We start from the raw sequence: 18,463 nt of genomic DNA on the forward strand, positions 1-18,463 counted from the left end.
CTGAGAACCATCGCCGTGTGACTCACTCGAGCAACGCGGTCGGCTCGAGCGACTGCGACGGGGCCGCGAGCCAATCAGGTCGCTTGCCCTCGGCATTCACGGCCAGCACGTCGGCGATCCGAAGCCAGTTGTCGTCGTCGACGCGTGCGGCCACGTCGAGTCGCGCGACGGTCCCGGCATCCAGCGAGTCGCCCCCGTCGATCGGCCGCTCGCGAGCCTCCAGCCCGACGCCCGAAACCCGCGTCTCGATCGCGTCGCCGTCGCCGAACCCGAACGAGCGCACCTCCGCCTCGAGGTCGGCTTCGACGGCGGTGACGGACTCCGGACCGGCGGTCAGCATCGACCGCGCCGAGCGAAACGATTGAGTGACGCCGACGTGAGCCCGCCGCTCTCGGCCGCCGTCGCCGTCGACGACCAGCGTCCGAACTAGCCCGCCGTAGTAGCCGGCCGGCCCGCGCGGTGCGGTCTCGAGGACGATCGGCTCGCCGGGCCGGAGCGACTCCGCGTCGGTTCCAGCGCTCGAGTCTGGATTGACCGCGGTGGTCCCAACCGGAAACGCGCCCGCACCGACGATGGCCTCGTCGATGGCAATCCGCAATCGAGCGGGCGTCAAACACTCGGGCTCGGACCCTGCATCGGCGTTCGCAGCGGTCGCGAGTCGACCGTCGACCACCGTCGCGTCGGCCAGCACCGACGCCGCTCGTCGAATCCCGGCGCTCGCCGCCCGCTGGGCGCGCGAAATCCGTTCGCGCTCGCCGTCCGTTTTCGTTGTTCGCGCCCGCTCGAGCGCGTCGGCCGACGCCAGTTCGAACCCCTCTCCCTCGAGGTAGAGCGCGGCGTCGTGTGGAACTCGCGGCGGCGCGAGAACCGCGCCCTCGAGCCCGCGCTCGGCGAGCGTCGCGGCGAGGCGATTCGCGGGATGACCGCCGGCCCCGTCGGCCGCCGAGTGGACGAGCCACTCGCGCTCGACGCCGTCATATGCGACTGCGGTGACGCCGCCCGCTGGCGTCGGACAGATGTACTGAATCCCCGGATCGCGGTCGGCCCCGACGTGAACGAACGCGGTCGCGTCGCGCTGCTCGAGCGTGTCGGAGAGAACGGTTGTCGCGTGGTCACGTCGCTCACGGGCGAGGTCGATGGTCGCGCTCGAGGCGGCGGGGTCGGATGGTCGGTCGCGCTCGAGGCTGCGTTCGTTCCCACCGGTCACGGCGCTTCGGCTTCGGCCTCGAGTTCGTCGGCGTCCGGTTCGTCCATCGGCTCCTGGGCCAGTTCGATCAGTTCCTCGAGGGTCGAATCGGTCAGCCGGTTCTTGAGCAGGACGTCGATCGGCAGCGTGGGCGCGCCGTCGACGAGGTTCTCAAGGAGGACGAGCCGCTCGCGGGCTCGAGACATGCCGACGTAGAAGACGCGGCGTTCGTTGTCGGTCAGAACGGGAACGGGCGAGGAGGTCTTGGTGAACTCCTCGCAGCCGGGGATATCGGTGGGATCGTCGACCGTGGCGACCATCTGTTCGACGACCTTCTCGGTGAGGTCGGTGCCGACGAAGACGTGGTCGGCTTCGCGACCCTTCGCGGAGTGGATCGTGCCGACGCGGACGCGGTCGGTGTCCATCCCCTGGTACTCGCCGATCGCGAAGTAGGATCGGACGCTCTTCTTCTGGAAGTTCGTGACCTTTCGGAGCATGTCCGAGGCGGAGGCCGGGTCGGGCATGAAGGGTGCGTGGTCTTCGATGACCCCGGCGGGGATCATGAGTTCCTCCAGGTCCTCGATGCCGGCTTCTTCCTGACGCTCATCGATTTCGTCGAAGAGGGCGTCGCGTTCGTTGGTACCGAAGGCCGAATCCTGCAGCATGTCCGCGAGTCGACGGGCCTGCAGGCCGGTGACGTCCTCGCCAGCGTCGAGCGCCTCGACCGCGTAGACGTACTCCGTGAGTCGGTCGGTCCACATCCGTTGGTCGGTCAGCGACGTGAAGGGGACGCCCTCGGTGATGAACTCGTCGATGAACTGGAACATCTGGTAGCGCGCCCGGAACAGCACCATGATGGTGCCGTCGCCCTCGACGAGCGCCCGGCGGACCATCCGGACCACGTCGAGCATCGACGCATTCGTTTTCGCCTCGACGGCGCCTCCTTCCGTCCGCGGCTTGAGGTCCTTGTCCTGACGCTGATCGATGTGGCGGATCTCCTTGTTGACTGCGTTGAGGACGTTCGACGGCAGTCGGTAGGAGTTCGGCAGGATGACGTCCTCGTCGACCTCCTCCTCGAGGAGGAGTGCGGGGTCTGCTCCCTGCCAGGAGTAGACGACCTGGTCGTCGTCGCCGGCGATCAGGACCTGCTTCATGTGGGGTTTCCACTCCTGATAGACGTCGTACTGCAGCGTGGTGATGTCCTGGAACTCGTCGATCACCAGGTAGTCGACGCTAGGCAGCAGCGAGCGTTGCTCGACTCGCTCGAGCATGTCCGCGAAGCCGATTTTCCCTTCGTCGCCCTTGTAGCTGCGCCAGGCGCGGATCGCTTCGGGAATGTCGATCCGGTCGTCGTCGCTGGGCCAGGTCGGGGTGTACTTGTTGCCCTCCTGGGCGTTGTCGTCGATCTCGGGCGGGAGTCGAACCTCCTCGTCGTCCCACTGAAAGGGGACGTCGTACCAGTCCGAGACCTCGCGGCTGGTCCGCTGGAGCCACTGGCTCGTCGCGATGATCTTGTTCCCGATCGTCGTCGACCGGGCGGTCCGGCGGCCGGCGCCCGAGTACTCGTCTTCGTAATCGATACCGTACTGGTCGCAGAAGTCCTCTTTGTCGGATTCGCCGATGACGTCGGCTCGAGAGAGATCGAGCAGTTCGTAGGCCTTTGCGTGCATCGTACAGACGTTGCCCTGCAGGGCGCGCGGGCTCTCGTCGAGGCGGTCGGCGAGGCGTTCTCGAATCTCTTGGGCCGCCGCTCGCGTATATGAGACGACGAGAATGTCCCGGAAGGTGACGCCATCCTGCTCGAGGATATCTTCGACGCGGTCGAGGAGGGCGGTCGTCTTCCCGCTTCCCGGACCACCGAACAGGCGGGTAACCGTCGTGTCCGTCGGAGTCATTGTAGCCAAACAAGAGCGCGACACCTATAAGTGACGTGGGTTTTCTTCGACAGAAACGAGCGGTTATGGATCGCGCGGCGAGCGGGCGTCTCGGACGTTGGCACCGTCGCGGATCTTGTCCTGACAGTCCGGACAGACGCGCGGATCGTCGACGCCTCGCGGGGTGAACACCCGGGCGTATCGTTCGGTGACGAACGCACCGCAGTTCTGGCATTCCGGCATAGTTCTTCTCACTACGGTTTAGCTATCAACAGGTTATAATTGTGTCGGAAGTAGTATTATAAAAACATTCGAATGGCGTGGTCAAAGATCGTCGCGGTTCGTTCGACGCGTCACCGACCGAGACGAGTTGCGACGATACCGTACGCGGTCCCGTCGGGACGCGATGAATCGAAGACCATGTACGACGGTGGTGATCCCCGACAGCGCCGGCCCTTACGTCGCAGGTTCCCACCCGCAGACGGTACAGGAACTGGCGGACGTATCGTGGAGACCGCCACACTCCGGACACTGCTTTTTGTTATAATCGTGGTCCCACCCTACTTGTTCGACCGAGTGACCGCGATCGGACAGGAATTGATCGATGACGTCGTCACCGGCATCACTGGGTGAGGTTGCCATAGGTGTGTGAATGTGCACCACACTATTAAATCGTTGGGTCGGTGAAGATCCTGCCACCTCCGCGATACCACGGGTCGTCGCAGCGACGACGGAAATAGGAGCCACCAGACGACGGGGTTAGCCGCCCCAAACGACGGAGTGAGCCACCCGCCAGCGCCGGCGAATGAGACGGTCTACCGTACCGATGTCCCGGCAGAATCGTAGGGCGATCGCGGTTGCTCTGAAACTGACTGACAACAGTCCGTCCGGGAGCATTCGACCCGCGTCCTTTTCTCGCTCTCGGCCGAACGGTACCGTATGAGCGACCTGCGCCTCGACGCGACCCAGCTCGATCGCTACTCGAGACACGTTATCATGGACGAGATCGGTCCCGAGGGCCAACAGCGGCTGCTCGAGGGGAGCGTCCTGATCGTCGGTGCCGGCGGACTTGGCTCGCCGGCTATCCAGTATCTCGCAGCGGCCGGCGTCGGTCGGCTGGGAATCGTCGATGACGACGTCGTCGAGCGCTCGAACCTGCAACGACAGATCGTCCACGGCGACGCCGATGTCGGTCGGCCGAAGGTCGAGAGCGCCGCCGACTATGTCGACCAACTGAACCCCGATATCGACGTCGAGACTCACGAAACCCGCGTTACCGCGGCAACCGTCGGATCCCTGGTCGCCGAGTACGACATCGTCCTCGACGCCAGCGACAACTTCGCGACCCGCTACCTGCTCAACGACCACTGCGTCCTCACCGAGACGCCGCTGTTTCACGGCGCGATCTACCGGTTCGAAGGGCAGATAACGTCGTTCACTAACGACCGCAGCGGTGACGGCCGCGGCGATGCGGACGGAGACGAGACATCGCCGCCGTGTTACCGCTGTATCTTCCCCGAAGCGCCCGAACCCGGGACCGTTCCGGACTGCGCCACCACGGGCGTCCTCGGCGTCCTCCCCGGCACCGTCGGCTGCATCCAGGCGACCGAGGTCGTCAAATACCTGCTCGAGAAGGGCGACCTACTCGAGGGCCGCCTCCTGCTGTACGACGCGATGGACATGACTTTCGAGGAGGTCCCGGTTCAGCCGAACCCGGCGTGTCCGGTCTGTGGGGACGACCCCGAAATCGAATCGGTCTCGGACGTGGCCTACGAGGGCACCTGCGAGATTTCGGCCGACTGATACGGACTGCTGTCAGTCAGTTCCGCCGCGACCACAGGACGGTTCGCGGTCGCGCCGGGACATCGGTACAGCAGACCGTATGAGCGGAGCGAGACCGGATTGGAGTGAGGGGATCGAAAGCAAGCGGTGACCGAAGGGAACCGTGAGCAGAGCGACGACGACCGGTTCACCCGCCCGAACGCCGCCGCGGTGACGACAGTGACGGCGTGCCGACGTGCCGGCGTCTGCCGTTCAAATAGACGACTGCCGAGAGCCAGAGCGCGACGACGAAGGTATCCCGAATCCGAGCGGCCACCGGACTCGAGCGTGACCGCAGACCACGTTCAACGACTCGCAGCGAAGCGACCGACGCTCGAGCGGGCGACGGCCGTCAGCTCCAGCGCGCCGGCGAGTGCGAGACAGGAGATGAACGCGGTTGTCCCCAGTTTGCCGCCCGCGCCGGCGAGGGCCGGTGCGACCGCGAGGTAGACGAGTCCACAGACGACGCCCGCACCCGCGACCTGTCCCGTGGTTTCCAACCGTTCGGCGCTCGACATTCCGACGAACGAGGCACAGAAGGCGACTGCGGCCAGCGTCGGCCCCAGTTCCGGAAGGATCCGTGGGAACCCGACGCCGGCGACGACCCCGACCGCAGCGGAAGCGACCACCGAACTCATCCCGCCGCGAGTGCGCAGCGAGACGGTCGCGACCGCAGCGACGACGGCGACGGCACCGATCGCGGGGGCGAGTCCCCACTCGAGCGAGCTCCCAGCGGCGTAGTCGACGTCCGTCAAGAACACCGCCGAGAGACAGCCGAAGAGCGCGAGCGTGCCGTATTTGCCGCCGAAGCCGCCGAACGATTCGGCCGTCGCGACGAACGCGAGTCCGGCGAGGAGACCCGCCAGCGCGACACCCTCGAGCGAGGGAAACACCGCCGGCGAGGCCATCCCGACGAACGACCCGCAGTAGGCCGCGCCGTCGATCCGCGGGAGCCCGAGGCCGACGATCAGCCCGACGAGCGCGGACGCGAGAACCGGACCGAGATCGGCGTGGACGCTCAGTCCGTAGGTGAGCACCGCCGCGGCCGGGACCGCGAGCGCGTCGAAGATGTCCGTGTGATCGAATCCGGTCGCATCGAACTCCCAGCCAGCCGTATCGAGCGTCCAGAGACGGTGGCGCTCCATCGCGGCGACGACGGTTCCCGCGAGAACGACCCCGAACTGGACGCTCAGCAGTCCGGTCGGCGGGTCGGTCGGCGCACGAACGGCACCGAAGAGCAACGCGGCGGGGGTTACGACTAGCGCGAGATATCCAGCGATCTGAGCCGGCCTGTACACACTCCGACTCGGCCGAGGGGAACCGAGAATATTTCGATTCGAAACCAGACGGCGTGTCAAGCTGCAGTGGTGACCACCTCAGCTCCGCAACAGGCCGCCGTCGATCGGGATCTCGGTCCCGTTGACGAAGCTCGCGTGCGGACTCGAGAGGAAGGCCACGACGTCCCCGAGCTCTCTGGGCTCACCGAGGCGGTCCATCGGAATGTCGCTCGCCAGTTCGGTCAGCCCCGCCTCGTAGTCGTCGTAGGTGCCGCGCTCGATGCCGGACTCGACGAGTTCCTCGATCCGGGCCGTCTCGATCGTCCCCGGCAGGACCGCGTTGGCTCGAATTTCGGGCGCGAACTCCCGTGAAATCGTCTTGACGAGGCCGATCACGCCCCGTCGGACCGAGTTCGAGAGCAGGAGGCCGTCCGCGACCTCTCGAACTGTTCGCGAGGTGATGCACGTGATCGTCCCGTACTCGGACTCGAGCAGGTGCTCGTGGCTCTCCTCGATCGTCCAGACGACGCTCATCACCAGCAGGTCGTAGGCCTGATACCAGTCCTGTTCGTCGGTCTCGAGGAAGGTCGTACTCGGCGGGCCCCCCGAAGAGGTAACGAGGTGATCGAGCCCCCCGAACGCGTCCACCGTCTCGCGGACGAGTCGGGAGACATCGTCGGGATCCGTGAGGTCGGCCCGGACGGCGAGCACGTCGCCCGTCCCCGTCGCGTCGAGTTCCTCGCGGGCGTCCTCAAGTCGGTCCGCATCCCGGCCACAGATCGCGACGTTCGCGCCCTCCTCGGCGAGCGCCTGTGCGCTCGCGAAGCCGAGGCCGCTCGAGGCGGCGGTTACCAGCGCCGAATTGCCGTCGAGTTCGAAGTCCATACCCATGGCGACGACCGGGGCGTACAAATCTCTCGGGGAGCCGGCAGGCGACCGATGCGCCGCCGTCGGTGTCGATAGCCGGCCGATCGATACCTACGAGAGGTGGGCGGTGACGTCGGTCGAGGAGACCATCCCGACGTAGTCGTCGTCGACGACCGGGAGGTGCTTGATACCGTACGTGGTCATCATCGCGGCGATTTCCTCCATGTAGAGGTCCGGGGCGGCAGTCTCAACATCGGTCGTCATCACGTCGGCGACCTGCAACTCCGTGATATTCCGGCCGTCAGCGACGGCATCGAGAACGTCTGTACTGCTGATAATCGCTCGCGGCGAGTTCCCCACGACCAGTGCGCTGATGTCCTTCTCGCGCATCCGTTGTGCCGCTTCCATTACCGTTGCGTCCTTCGAGATCGTCTCCAGGGGCGTTGACATCACGTCTTCGACGGTGACTCTGTCGTCAGCACTCATATCCGTACGCACGGACACGGGAGGTATGACGTTTTCCGTCGAGTCAACAAATCGCGACTCGACGAACAGTATCCGACCCGGTGAAGGGTTCCGAGGGACCGAGGAGGTGAACAGGAGATAGAAGACGGTGGAGCCCCTCGAGGACGACACAGTTGAAGCGATATCCATCCATCCCGCGCGTCGAGAATGCGCCCCGCGAACTCTTCGATGACGGGCATCTCTGGCTCCTCGAGAAAGTCGACGGGGCGTTTTTTCGGTTTCAGTTACAGCGGTCGGGGCTCGTCCGCTTCGGCGATCGAGATCGGTGGTATTCGGCTCCGGACGCGATTCCGGACCCGTATCACCACGCCGTCCGCCACGTTCGGGAGCGTCTCGACCGGGACGCGCTTCGACGCGCCGTCGACGACATCGAGTCGATCGTCTTCTTCGGCGAGGCGATGCACCGGCATGCGATCGAGTACGAGTGGGACCGCACCCCGTCGGTCCTCGGGTTCGATATCTGGTCGGACGAGAACGGCGCGTTTTACCCGCCCGATACGACCGAACGGATCTTCGAGCGGGTCGGACTCCGGCCCGTAAACGCCTTCGAGCGTGAGCGGCACACGCGAGATTTCGATCCCGAATCGTACACCGTCCCGCAGTCGAACTGGTACGACGGACCCGCTGAAGGCGTTATCATTCGGAACAAACGGGGACAGCGAGCGAACCTACTCCATCCCGCGCACCGAGACGGCGAGGAAACGACTCCAGTCGACGCGTCCGCTCCGGAGCTGGCCGCGACGTACGCGACGCGACAACGGATGGAGAAAATCGCGAGGCGACTCGAGGACCGCCAACAACCCGTGACCGTCGAGGCCGTCCACGAGCGCGTCCTCGAGGACATCGTTCGCGAAGCGCACAACCGGCTCTATCGCGGGAGCGGAACCGTCGAGATGGACCAGTTTCGATCGGAGGTCGGACGGGTAGTCCGACAGTTTCTCGAAAAGCGCTACGAGTAGTCGCGCAGTTTGTACCGACGAGAGACGGTTCATACGGTCTGTTGTACCGATGTACCGGCGCAACCGCAGGACGGGTCGCGGTTGTTCTGGAAATGACTGACAGCAGTCCGTATCACTCGTGATGGCGAACGCGGACCATTCCCTCCGAGGTTACCCCAACGATCAGCGGCGTCGATATCTGCCGGCCGGAGACGGCCGACCCCGCGGCGTCGCCGACGACTTTCATCAGATCCGGCGCGGTGTGGTCGACCTTGACGCCGGCCTCGTCGCAGGCGTCGTACACCATCTGGGGCACGTCGTAGAGGTCGGTGCCGGCGGGGACGCGAACGCGAACCGGCGCGCGAAGCGCCTCCGCGAAGGCGACGGTTTCGCGGGCCTTCGAAACGTTTTCCCGGGCGCTGGACTCGATCGAGGAGACGTTCGCCCGCGAGGTCCCCAGCGCCTCGGCGATGTCGGCCTGCGAGACGCCGCGTTCGCGCAACGCGAGCACCTGTGCCTGCCGGTAGGTCAGGACGCTGGTCTCGGGATCGAACCCGATCTCCTCGAGGAGTTCCCCGACGTCGTCGATCACGGCGACTTCCCTCCCCTGAATCCGCAGGCTCGCGTGTGCATAGTACTATACTCTAGCTTTCGGCGGGATCAAAGCTTCCCCGGTCTCGACACTGGGCTGGCACGGTTTCGACACTGGGCTGGCACGGTTTCGGTGCTGGACCGCCACCGTCTCCGTCTGCGGTCGAGAACGATCTGTGCTCGAGAGATGACGGAGCGAACCGCGACGCCGGTCGTTAGTCGGCCGATTGGCCGGGTGCGGTGTACTCGTTTTCGGTCCCCGTCTCGGGCCCGGAGCGACGCGCCTGCCGGAACAGCGAGCGGACGAATCGACCGACGTTCGCGGGGCCGTCGTGCGGTCCCGACGAGCGGTAGGAAACGATCAGCGACCACATCGCTGCGACGCCGAGCGAACCGAGCGCAGAGAAGCGCATTCCCATCGTCGCGTACGTGACGGCGTAGACCGCCCCGATCGTCATCGACGGCACGCTCGAGGCGAGCGGGATGTTCGCGGTCACGTCCCGCACCGTCGGTGCGAGGAAGACGATCGAGAGGACGCTGCCGGCCAGGAAGATCAGGTCTTGCCACATCATACACATTCCTAACTCGGTTATGAGTAAATACTTCCCGGTATTGGATCGAGCTCGTCGTGTCGGCCGAACCGTATATATTGGTCGGGAGACAGACGGCGAGCATGAACGTTTCCGCGGCCGCCGAGACGTGTCAGGACGTCCTTTCGGAGATCCAGACCGCAGTCATCGGCGACCAGCAGCGCTTCGAGACGATTCTCACAGCTATCGTCGGCGGGGGTCACGTCCTCCTCGAGGACGTGCCCGGGACCGGGAAGACCCTAACGGCGCGGACCCTCGCGACGGCGCTCGACCTCGAGTTCAAGCGGATTCAATTCACGCCCGATCTGCTGCCGGCCGACATCACCGGCACCCACGTCTACGACGAGCAAGCCGGCGAGTTCGAGTTCGAGGAGGGACCGATCTTCGCGAACGTGGTGCTGGCCGACGAGATCAACCGCGCGCCGCCCAAGACCCAGGCCGCCCTGCTGGAAGCGATGGGCGAGAAACAGGTCTCGATCGGCGGTGAGACGCGCGAGCTTCCGGACCCGTTCTTCGTCATCGCGACGCAAAATCCCGTCGAGCAGGAGGGGACCTTCCCGCTGCCGGAGGCACAGGTCGACCGCTTCATGGTCAAGACGACGATCGGGTACCCCGACCGCGACGGCGAACTCGAACTCCTCGAGCGACGGGCGAACCGGGAGACCCGGACGCCCGACGTCGGCAGCGTCGTCGACCGCGATGCGGTACTCGATCTGCAGACCGTTCCCGAATCGATCGGCGTCGACCCCGAGATTCGAGAGTACCTCGTCGACGTCTGTCGGGCGACCCGCGAGGACGAGCGCGTCGAGGTCGGTATCTCACCGCGCGGCCTCCAGCGACTGTTCGAGGCGAGTCGCGCTCGAGCGACGATCGCAAGCCGCGATTACGTCGCTCCGGAGGATGTCCACGCGGTCGTCCACCCCGTACTGGACCACCGCATCGTCCTGACGACGGAGGCGGACGTCCGCGATGTCGATCCCCGCTCGATCGTCGAGGGCGCGCTGAACAGCGTTCCGGTTCCCTCGATGGGTGACTGAGCGGCACCGGCGACACTCTTCGCGACCGCCGCATCTACTGCTCGTGGCCCTCGAGTGTTCGATACGAGGGGGCTACGTCTCACTCCAGACCAGCCTACCACATGCGGTGGCGCGCGCTGGGCCGCGGTGAATGTCAATGAACCGCGGCACGAAATCGTGCGAGGTCTTCGCGAGCTTTGTGAGTGGCGGCTTGGAAGACGCTCGCGTCTTCCAGTGGATGAGCGAGAGAACGAAGTGACCGAGCGAATCGGTTGGGGAGGGCGTGGCGATTCCCTGTTGCCACGATAGCAGGACACTTCGTCACACAAACTCCCATCAGAACCTAACGTCCCATTCATAGATCGAGCTAATGCTTACACGGAACGAATCGACCGAAAACGGCGACGGCTCAGTACTCGAGGGGCCAGCGCTCCGCCTCGAGTTCCGCGAGCTCGTCGGAAACGCCGTCTGCGAGCCGGTACTCGCGCTCCTCGCGGACGACGGTTCCCTCGCGCTCTAAGTGCTCGAGGTGGGCGTAGGACTCGCCGGGGCCGTGGAGGATGTGGATGCTGTCGAGTTCGCCGAATAGCTCCGCGCTGACGGTCCACGTGTCGCACGGTCCCGTTCGATCCAGCGCGTCGAGCACCCGCCAGGAGCGCTCCTCGTGGTGGTCGATGATGTACTGCGCCCGCCCGGTGGGGTCGGCGATCGGATCGCGGTGGCCCGGCCACGCGCGGTCGTAGTCCGCGTCGACCATTCCCCGCAGCGCGCGGAGGTACTTCTCGAGCGGCCGGTCGACGCGGACGTCCGCACCGCCGACGTTCGGCGTATATACCGGCAGGAGCGTATCGCCGGAGAAGACCACCCGCTGGCCGTCGATCTCCGCCTCGAACATGCTGAGGCCGGCCGCGTGGCCGGGAGTGTGAACGACCTCGAGTTCGGTCCCGTCGACGGCGAACGTCTCGCCGTCCTCGAAGGGGATGACTGTCGGTGTCTCGACGGTCGCCTCGTCGTGGACCATCCGCTCGAGGAGGACCTCCTGCTTGGCCTCGGGCATCCCCCACTCCTCGAAGTAGCGCTTCTGGCGGTCGTACATCGCGTCCCAGGCGTCGTCGTCGCCCTCGATGAGCGCCGCGTCGGCGGCGTGTGCGTACACTTCGGCACCGCTTTCGGCCTGAATCTCGCCGGCCAGTCCGCAGTGGTCGTGGTGCCAGTGCGTGAGAAAGATCCGGTCGACATCGGCGAGTTCGAGTCCCCGATCGGCGAACGCCGCCTCGAGTTGCTCCCGAGTCGTCGGCATCCAGTCGCCGGTATCGATCAGCACTGTTTCGGCTCCGTTCGCGAAGAGATAGGCGTTGTTGTCACCCTCGAACGCCGAGTTCGACAGCGAGATGCGTTCCATGCACCCACATCTCACGCGGACCGAGAAAACGTTGTCTGAAGCGGAACGGTATGAGTCGATGATCGGTCACCGGGACTGGTAAGGCACAGTCCCTAGCCGCGAAGCGCCCACGTCACGAGGACGACCGCAAACAGCCCCGTCCCGACGGCGACGGCCGCGAGGGCCGGATCGGTGATCGACACGTCGGTCACGCCCCACCGAGAGAGGGCAACGGTCCCGCCGGCGACGACGCCGCCCGACAGCACCGTCCCGCCGACGTGGACGAGTTCCGCCCGCATCGTCGCCGCGTCGCGGCCGAGTTCCGTCCGGATTGCGTCAGCGTACTCGCCGATGTCCCAGAGGACGAACGCCGCCGCAGCCGTCCAGATCGCCGGCTCGAGCCGGCCGACGGCCGCGAGGCCGATCGCCAGCGCGAACACCGAACCCGCGGCGAGCGCGGCGGCGATCCCCCGCCGGGGAAGCACGCGGACCACTCGCAACATCGTCACGGTCCACAGCAGCGAGGAGAGCGAGCCCAGCGCGAGGATCAACACGATCGCCACCAGCACGAAGGCGGGAACCGAGGTGAGGAATTCGAGCACCGACGGCGGTGCCACCCCGCCGAGGCCCGTCGTCAGCGTCGTCCGAATCTCGGCCTCGAGCGCCGAGCCGGCAAGTGCCCGTGCGAGCACGAGCGCGACGAGCGCGCCGCCGACGATCGGCGCAAGCAGTCGGGCGATCACGACGGCGGGGCCGCGACCGGCCGCGCGGCGGGCCCGCTCAAGGACGAGGAGCGCGACCGCGATTCCCGCAAGAGCGAGCAGCCCCGCTCGGAGGTCGCCGGTCGTGACGAGCGTCGCGACGGCGTCGCCGACCGGTGCCGGTAACTCCGTCCGCAGGTCGGCCGGCGTCACCGTCGGTCCCTCGAGTCGATCGACGGCGAGCGGTGCGCCGACAGCGGCGATCACCAGCGCGATCGCCCCCCGAATCGAGAGCGAACAGCTCCGACGAACGGCGTCGACGGCCGTTGCGAGCGCGTCGCGGCGATCCGGCGGGACGAACCGCTCGAGCGGTATCGCAGCGAGCGCACGACTCGAGAGGAACGCGGCGACGAGCACCAGACCGGCGAACGACACCACCGTCCATGGCTCCGGCGAGGTGACGAGAGCGGCCCAGAGCTGGCCGACCGTGTCCGTCACGGCCGCCGCGGCGCGAGCGCGGAGGTCGGCCCGCGGAACGATCGGCACGGCGGCGACGGCGGCGACCCCGATCGCGGCGAGGGTCGTTCCCGTCGAACCACGCCGAACGCCGCCGCGTCCGAACCGCTGCCACGAGACCAGCCCCGCGGCGAACGCGGCGACGACGAGCGACCAGACCGCCGCGCCGGCGATCAGTCCCACGCTCGACGAGGTCAGCGCGAGCGCACCGGCGAGAAGGGCCGGCGACGAGACCAGGACAGCGGTCGGAACCGCGAGGATCCCGCCGATTCCGCGGACGAGCGGTCGCCGGCTCGCCAGCAGTGCGGTCGTCACCGCCGCCGCCAGTCCGGCACCGACCGCGAGCGCCGCCAGCTCGAGACCGACCAGCGTCGCCCCGACCGCGATGCAGATGATCAACGTACAACAGAGCATCGCCACGTCGCTCGCCGTCGGTCGGCGCAGTGCCCGTCGAAGCCCGCGGATTCCCGACTCGAGGCTCTCTCTCCCGGTCTCGAGAGCAATCGCGCGCCTCGATTGCGGTCCCGTCGCCGTTCCCGCTGATCCCACCGCGTTCGAGTCGCGCGCGTCCGGACCGCCCCGACCGTCCCGACCGGCCGAGCCGATGATCGCGTCGCCAGTCACGGCGATCTCCCTCCGGTTCGGCCGGAGCCGGCACGAAACGCCCGCGCCAGATCGACCGACAGCGGGTCCTCGAGCTGCCAGTCGACGACGGTCGCCCCGAGCCCGCGGAGCGCGTCGACCCGGTTGGCCCGCTGCAGGCCGGCGACCTGCATGCCGGTCGTCACCGTCGACGTCACGCCGGTCGTCACGTCGGGCGAGACGACCGTCACCGCCCGCCCGCGAGTCCGCAGCGTCTCGACGAGATCGACCGCCCCCTTCTCTGACAGCGGCGTACAGAAGACGACCTGCGCGCGCTTGGGCAGCCGCCGCTCGAGATCGACCGCGAGCGAACTCTCGTCGGATCGGGAGTCCGCCACTCCCTCACCACCATCGGAACGCTGTTCCCACGAGGATCGGGAGTCTTCCACTCCCTCACCGCCGTCTGCGATCGGCTGATCGGTCACCGATCCCGGGGGCGAGGCCGCCCCCGATGGCGACTGGGTCGCCGCGTCCTCAAGCACGTCTTCGACGCGGCTTCGGGTGTCGGAACCACCGCCGGGCTCGATCCACGTGTCGCCGGAGAGGGTCACCAGACCGGTTCGGTTGCCGTCCTCGAGCGAGGCGACGACGCCCCGGGAGGCGGCGTAGAGCGTCAGGTCGTACGAATCCGGCCCGCCACCGGGAGCGTCGCGGTGCACCGACGCGCGGTCGTCGATCACGAATACGATCGTCACCGCCCGCTCCTCGCGGTATTCGACGGTCGCGAGATCCCCCGTCCGGGCGAAGCGGTGCCAGTCGATCCGGTTCATCGGATCGCCGCGGCGGTACTCCCGGGTCGAGAAGAACTCGACGCCGCTCCCGCCGTCGTCGGTCGGCGTCTGGCCGACGTACTGGATCGTCCGATCCTGGAACGGGAACGAGTCGAGTAGCGTCTCGCAGGTGAACCCGGTCTCGCCGGCGGGTTCGAACTCGTCGGTCGTCACCGCCGTCGCCGACAGCGACCGACAGCGGATCGTCGCCGTCCCGAACTCGTACTCCCCGCGCGGCGGTGTGAGTTCGTACTCGTGGGTGACGGTCTCACCGGGCCGAACGGCCGTCGCAAACGCGGGCGAGCCGGTCGTTACCGGCACGTCCACGGGCGGGTGATCGACGACGCGAACGTCCGACGCGACCCGGTCGCTCTCGTTGGTCACCGACAGCGTCACCGTCACCGACCGACCCGGTCGCACGCGGGCGTCCTCAAGCGCCCGCTCGAGGCGCAGGCCAGTATCAGAACCGCCACCAACCTCGGTGTCCGCTTGGGCATCGCCAGTAGCGTCGGCGTCGGCATCCGTTTCGATATCGTCGGTCGCGTCAGTAGCCGTGGTCGCTTCAGTAGCGGCGGTTGCGTCAGTATCGCCATTCACTTCGCCCTCGCCACCGTCGAGATCCGGGACCGAACTCACCTCCCCGACGAGGGCGAACCCGAGCGCTACGACGCCGAGGAAGAGCAGGGACGGGAGCCCGAGCACGACCGCGAGCAGGGCAGCTACCAGCGTGACGACGAGCGCGCCGTGCCAGCGAGCCTGGCGGATCGCGTCGGTCACGCTGTGCCCTCCGTGTCGGTCATCTCCGTCCGCTCGGTCGCCGACGTCGCTGCCGGTGGCGCGACCGACGGCGTCGACTGCACCCGATCGATCTCATCGATCGCGTGCTCGAGGCTCCGGACGACCGGATCGGCCGCGCTCACGAGATCGAACAGCCACAACCACAGCGGCGTCGACGGACCGTCTGGGCCCCCAAGGAAGGCGGCCGCGCGGGGGTCGTCGGTCCACGAACCGGCCTCGATCGCGGCCATCGCGTCGTCCTCGGTCAACCCCGCCCGATTCGCGTAGGCGGTCGCAGCGATGGGGCGCAGCGACTCGACGAGCCGTCGACGCGCATCCTCCCGCGTCGACCGCGACTCGTCGTCGTAGGCCGTGGCCAACTCGAGCCATCGATCGAACGATTCGCCGACGATCCGCTGTCGCGTAGCCCGATCGTCGAACCGAGACGGATCGAGACCCGACCCGGCCGTCGGTTCGACCAGCGGCGACGTCGCCGATGACCGGAGTCGGCCGGCGATCCCCAGCGTCGGTGCGAACACCACGAGCACGAGCGCCATCGCCAGCACGACGAGCGCGGGATCGAGCGCCGAGAGCACCGCCTCGAGTTCGGGCACCCGCTCGAGCAACAGCGCCGGTTGAACGATCACCGTGGCACCGACGGCGAGCAACGCCGCCGCGAGACCCGTAACGATCGCGAGCCCGGTCGTCGACGGCGATCTACTCATCGGGATCACCCGACGAGTCACTCCCACCACCATCGGTTTCGTCGGCTGATTCGAGCGCGTCGCGGAGCCGATCGTGTGCGGTCGCGGTCCGCTCGAGGTAGGCGTTCGGATCGCGGTCGCCGTACTCCACGTCGCGGAACGAGTCGGTGATCGTCTCGACCGGTTTATCGGGTGCCCCGGCGTCGGTCGCGCTCCGGGCGACGTCTCCGGGGGTCGCGGTTGCGACGCGGGTTCGATACATCGGCGACGCGTCGATCACGCTCTCGAACGCCCGCCGGATGCGTTCGCGAGCGCCGATCTGTGCGTCGACGGTCGCGTCGGTATCGGTCGCCTCTTTAGCACCGCCGAACAGCGACGTCGACACCGACGAGCCGACCTCCCGGGCGCGCGTCCGCGCCGAGCGGATCGCGTCCGCAATCGTCGCGAGAACGAGCCCCGGCAGATCCGCGATCGAGCGCAGGCCACGCAATGCGGCCAGCGCCCGCTCGAGGGCCTGTGAACAGGCGACGACGCCCGCCAGCGCGAGCGAAACGAGTCGCCCCGGGATCGAGAGCAGCGTGCCGATCGGATCCTCGCGCGTGTAGAACACGTAGCCGACGATCAGCGCGGCGATCGCCACGACGCCGGCCGTCACTGCGCGGTCGGAGACGGAGTCCGTCAGCGACGAGTCGTCGCCATCGGCTTCACCGCTGTCCGAGTCGTCGGAACCACTCCCGTCGTCCGCTTCGCTCTCGTCAGCACCGGCGTCGGACCCGTCCTCGCCTTGCGCGGCGGACGCCTGTCCGTCGGCCCCGCCCGCTTCTTGCTCGCTGGTCGATTGATCGCCGTCCGTCTCCCCGCTGCTCGAGCCCGTTTCACCGCCTCCGTCGGTCGAATCCGTCCCGCTCGAGTCGTCAGTCGAGTCGGTTCCATCGGAGCCGTCAGTCGAGCCAGTCCCATCGGAGCCGTCAGTCGATCCAGCCCCGTCGGTCCCATCCGTCGAGCCGGCCCCATCGGAGCCGTCATTCGATCCCGTCTCGGCGGAGCCATCGGTCGAACCGGTTCCATCAGAACCGTCAGTTGAGCCGCCCCCATCAGAGCCGTCAGTCGCTCCCGTCTCACCGGAACTATCAGTCGAGCCGGTTTCACCCGAACCGTCCGTCGACCCCGTCTCGCCAGAGCCATCGGTCGAACCGGTTTCACCCGAACCGTCCGTCGAATCCGTCTCGCCGGATGTTCCGTCCGACTGCATCCCGGCGTCATCGCTCCCCTCGAGCTCGTCCATCGAGGCGCCGTCGGCATCGGGACGAGGCTGGGTCCCCGCGGAGCCATCCAGCAGATTGCTGAGTACACCGCCGAGGAGCGGACTGTCCGCGAGACTGGTCATGAAACCGGAATCCAGTCCCGACGTTCCGCTCGAGCCGGACGCAGCGCTGCCGGCAGCGGCCACCGATGAAGCGGTCGTTTCACCGGACGCCTGCCCATCGGTCGCACCATCGAAAATGCCACTCGCCGGCGAGTCCGACGCGAGGGTGGGCAACGCCCCTGCTGCGAGAACCAGTCCCCCGATCGCACAGACGAGCGCGATGACCGAGAGTAACTGACGGCCACTGCGAGATCCACTCCCCATCGATTACCGTACAGTAAACAGAATCGATATTTACATCTTGTTGCCATCGGACCGAGAATCACCCGAACGGGCGTCCGGACTCCGTGAGAATCCACCGCGTCGACTGTCCACTCGAGGCGGGTGTTAGGAGCCCCAGAAGTTATCGCGGCTGCCGAGTCGCTCGCGCTGCGGGCCGCCATCATCGTCGTTCACACCGGTTTCGTCGTCGATGGCTGCATCATCTTCCGTCTCCGCGCTCTCGTCTCCGTCCGCGTCCGCGTCCGCCGCTTCGGCTTCGTCGTCGTCGGGATCCATCGGCAGGATCTCTAGCTCCTCCGCTCGTGCATGATTGCTGTGTACCCGCGTAATCTCGACTCGAGCGCGGGCTTCCGGTAAGATACCGTCGACCATGACGATGAATCCGTCCTCGGTTCGGCCGACACCGGCGCCGCTTTCGTGCATGTCGACGACGTCGATGACGACTTCCTCGCCCGACTTGACCGGCTGGGTCTTGAGATCGTCGATCGGCTGATTGTATTGGTTGCACCACTCCTTGCCACCCCGGTCACCGTAGTGTTGACATCCCATTCCCGAGATCCGTTCGGAGAATTCTGGGCAGTCATCGGCGAGTGGACAGTCTGCCATGAGCGGCACTACCAGCGGTGGCGTTAAACCGTT

General features: G+C 66.8%; 18 protein-coding genes. 3 read left to right on the forward strand and 15 right to left on the reverse strand.

Annotated elements, in window-relative coordinates; all coding sequences use genetic code 11:
- Positions 1-22: 22 nt before the first annotated feature.
- The 4 genes from ACEWFR_RS18990 to ACEWFR_RS19005 all read right to left on the reverse strand — a co-directional run bounded on the left by ACEWFR_RS18990 (position 23) and on the right by ACEWFR_RS19005 (position 3,702).
- The gene (locus tag ACEWFR_RS18990) at positions 23-1,207 is read right to left on the reverse strand and encodes a peptidase M24 (protein ID WP_374062528.1); all 1,185 of its coding nucleotides are present in this window, start codon (positions 1,205-1,207) and stop codon (positions 23-25) included.
- On the reverse strand, positions 1,204-3,081 hold the full coding sequence (locus ACEWFR_RS18995) for a UvrD-helicase domain-containing protein (protein WP_374062529.1): 1,878 nt from the start codon (positions 3,079-3,081) through the stop codon (positions 1,204-1,206). Before ACEWFR_RS18995 ends, ACEWFR_RS18990 begins: the two co-directional genes overlap by 4 nt.
- Positions 3,082-3,144: 63 nt before the next feature.
- Positions 3,145-3,303, reverse strand: a complete 159-nt coding sequence (locus ACEWFR_RS19000) for a hypothetical protein (protein ID WP_176548162.1) — start codon at positions 3,301-3,303, stop codon at positions 3,145-3,147.
- A gap of 213 nt (positions 3,304-3,516) precedes the next feature.
- The gene (locus ACEWFR_RS19005) at positions 3,517-3,702 is read right to left on the reverse strand and encodes an HVO_0416 family zinc finger protein (RefSeq protein ID WP_374062530.1); all 186 of its coding nucleotides are present in this window, start codon (positions 3,700-3,702) and stop codon (positions 3,517-3,519) included.
- Positions 3,703-3,999: 297 nt separating this feature from the next.
- Here ACEWFR_RS19005 and ACEWFR_RS19010 point away from each other — a divergent pair, with 297 nt between their 5' ends.
- Complete coding sequence (locus ACEWFR_RS19010; protein WP_374062531.1) at positions 4,000-4,863, forward strand: ThiF family adenylyltransferase; 864 nt, start codon at positions 4,000-4,002, stop codon at positions 4,861-4,863.
- Between the two features lie 323 nt (positions 4,864-5,186).
- Here the strand turns inward: ACEWFR_RS19010 and ACEWFR_RS19015 are convergent, their stop codons facing one another.
- The 3 genes from ACEWFR_RS19015 to ACEWFR_RS19025 form a co-directional block, all read right to left on the reverse strand.
- On the reverse strand, positions 5,187-6,179 hold the full coding sequence (locus ACEWFR_RS19015) for a hypothetical protein (protein WP_374062532.1): 993 nt from the start codon (positions 6,177-6,179) through the stop codon (positions 5,187-5,189).
- A gap of 78 nt (positions 6,180-6,257) precedes the next feature.
- Positions 6,258-7,043: an SDR family oxidoreductase gene (locus ACEWFR_RS19020; RefSeq protein WP_374062533.1), complete on the reverse strand. Its 786-nt coding sequence runs from the start codon at positions 7,041-7,043 to the stop codon at positions 6,258-6,260.
- A gap of 93 nt (positions 7,044-7,136) precedes the next feature.
- Positions 7,137-7,511, reverse strand: a complete 375-nt coding sequence (locus ACEWFR_RS19025) for a cyclic nucleotide-binding/CBS domain-containing protein (RefSeq protein ID WP_176548161.1) — start codon at positions 7,509-7,511, stop codon at positions 7,137-7,139.
- 152 nt (positions 7,512-7,663) lie between these two features.
- Between ACEWFR_RS19025 and ACEWFR_RS19030 the strand changes: the two genes are divergently transcribed.
- Entirely contained in the window at positions 7,664-8,509 is an 846-nt protein-coding gene (locus tag ACEWFR_RS19030; RefSeq protein WP_374062534.1) for an RNA ligase family protein, read from the forward strand.
- A gap of 112 nt (positions 8,510-8,621) precedes the next feature.
- On the opposite strand, the gene ACEWFR_RS19035 is transcribed toward ACEWFR_RS19030, so the two are convergent.
- Entirely contained in the window at positions 8,622-9,080 is a 459-nt protein-coding gene (locus ACEWFR_RS19035) for a Tfx family DNA-binding protein (protein WP_374062535.1), read from the reverse strand.
- 214 nt (positions 9,081-9,294) lie between these two features.
- The gene (locus ACEWFR_RS19040) at positions 9,295-9,648 is read right to left on the reverse strand and encodes a hypothetical protein (protein ID WP_374062562.1); all 354 of its coding nucleotides are present in this window, start codon (positions 9,646-9,648) and stop codon (positions 9,295-9,297) included.
- A gap of 104 nt (positions 9,649-9,752) precedes the next feature.
- Here ACEWFR_RS19040 and ACEWFR_RS19045 point away from each other — a divergent pair, with 104 nt between their 5' ends.
- Positions 9,753-10,706 carry an AAA family ATPase gene (locus tag ACEWFR_RS19045; protein ID WP_374062536.1) on the forward strand — a complete coding sequence of 318 codons (954 nt, stop codon included), beginning with the start codon at positions 9,753-9,755 and terminating at the stop codon, positions 10,704-10,706.
- A 388-nt stretch (positions 10,707-11,094) separates the two neighbouring features.
- Here the strand turns inward: ACEWFR_RS19045 and ACEWFR_RS19050 are convergent, their stop codons facing one another.
- From ACEWFR_RS19050 to ACEWFR_RS19075, 6 genes are all read right to left on the reverse strand, one after another.
- Positions 11,095-12,087 carry an MBL fold metallo-hydrolase gene (locus tag ACEWFR_RS19050; protein ID WP_374062537.1) on the reverse strand — a complete coding sequence of 331 codons (993 nt, stop codon included), beginning with the start codon at positions 12,085-12,087 and terminating at the stop codon, positions 11,095-11,097.
- Between the two features lie 92 nt (positions 12,088-12,179).
- Positions 12,180-13,907, reverse strand: a complete 1,728-nt coding sequence (locus ACEWFR_RS19055; protein WP_374062538.1) for a hypothetical protein — start codon at positions 13,905-13,907, stop codon at positions 12,180-12,182.
- Positions 13,904-15,472, reverse strand: a complete 1,569-nt coding sequence (locus tag ACEWFR_RS19060) for a DUF58 domain-containing protein (RefSeq protein WP_374062539.1) — start codon at positions 15,470-15,472, stop codon at positions 13,904-13,906. Before ACEWFR_RS19060 ends, ACEWFR_RS19055 begins: the two co-directional genes overlap by 4 nt.
- The gene (locus ACEWFR_RS19065; RefSeq protein ID WP_374062540.1) at positions 15,469-16,197 is read right to left on the reverse strand and encodes a hypothetical protein; all 729 of its coding nucleotides are present in this window, start codon (positions 16,195-16,197) and stop codon (positions 15,469-15,471) included. The genes ACEWFR_RS19060 and ACEWFR_RS19065 overlap by 4 nt, the downstream gene beginning before the upstream one ends.
- Entirely contained in the window at positions 16,190-17,806 is a 1,617-nt protein-coding gene (locus ACEWFR_RS19070) for a hypothetical protein (RefSeq protein WP_374062541.1), read from the reverse strand. The genes ACEWFR_RS19065 and ACEWFR_RS19070 overlap by 8 nt, the downstream gene beginning before the upstream one ends.
- Before the next feature lie 123 nt (positions 17,807-17,929).
- On the reverse strand, positions 17,930-18,430 hold the full coding sequence (locus ACEWFR_RS19075; protein WP_374062542.1) for a TRAM domain-containing protein: 501 nt from the start codon (positions 18,428-18,430) through the stop codon (positions 17,930-17,932).
- Positions 18,431-18,463 lie beyond the last annotated feature (33 nt).

Source organism: Natrinema sp. H-ect4 (assembly GCF_041894845.1).
Taxonomy (GTDB): Archaea; Halobacteriota; Halobacteria; order Halobacteriales; family Natrialbaceae; genus Natrinema.

Coding starts and splice junctions, on each gene's coding strand:
- ACEWFR_RS19075 (WP_374062542.1), bottom strand. CDS start 18,430: ATGGCAGACTGTCCACTCGCCGATGACTGCCCAGAATTCTCCGAACGG.
- ACEWFR_RS19045 (WP_374062536.1), top strand. CDS start 9,753: ATGAACGTTTCCGCGGCCGCCGAGACGTGTCAGGACGTCCTTTCGGAG.
- ACEWFR_RS19040 (WP_374062562.1), bottom strand. CDS start 9,648: ATGTGGCAAGACCTGATCTTCCTGGCCGGCAGCGTCCTCTCGATCGTC.
- ACEWFR_RS19050 (WP_374062537.1), bottom strand. CDS start 12,087: ATGGAACGCATCTCGCTGTCGAACTCGGCGTTCGAGGGTGACAACAAC.
- ACEWFR_RS19025 (WP_176548161.1), bottom strand. CDS start 7,511: ATGAGTGCTGACGACAGAGTCACCGTCGAAGACGTGATGTCAACGCCC.
- ACEWFR_RS19065 (WP_374062540.1), bottom strand. CDS start 16,197: ATGAGTAGATCGCCGTCGACGACCGGGCTCGCGATCGTTACGGGTCTC.
- ACEWFR_RS19010 (WP_374062531.1), top strand. CDS start 4,000: ATGAGCGACCTGCGCCTCGACGCGACCCAGCTCGATCGCTACTCGAGA.
- ACEWFR_RS18995 (WP_374062529.1), bottom strand. CDS start 3,081: ATGACTCCGACGGACACGACGGTTACCCGCCTGTTCGGTGGTCCGGGA.
- ACEWFR_RS19005 (WP_374062530.1), bottom strand. CDS start 3,702: ATGGCAACCTCACCCAGTGATGCCGGTGACGACGTCATCGATCAATTC.
- ACEWFR_RS19070 (WP_374062541.1), bottom strand. CDS start 17,806: ATGGGGAGTGGATCTCGCAGTGGCCGTCAGTTACTCTCGGTCATCGCG.
- ACEWFR_RS19020 (WP_374062533.1), bottom strand. CDS start 7,043: ATGGACTTCGAACTCGACGGCAATTCGGCGCTGGTAACCGCCGCCTCG.
- ACEWFR_RS19000 (WP_176548162.1), bottom strand. CDS start 3,303: ATGCCGGAATGCCAGAACTGCGGTGCGTTCGTCACCGAACGATACGCC.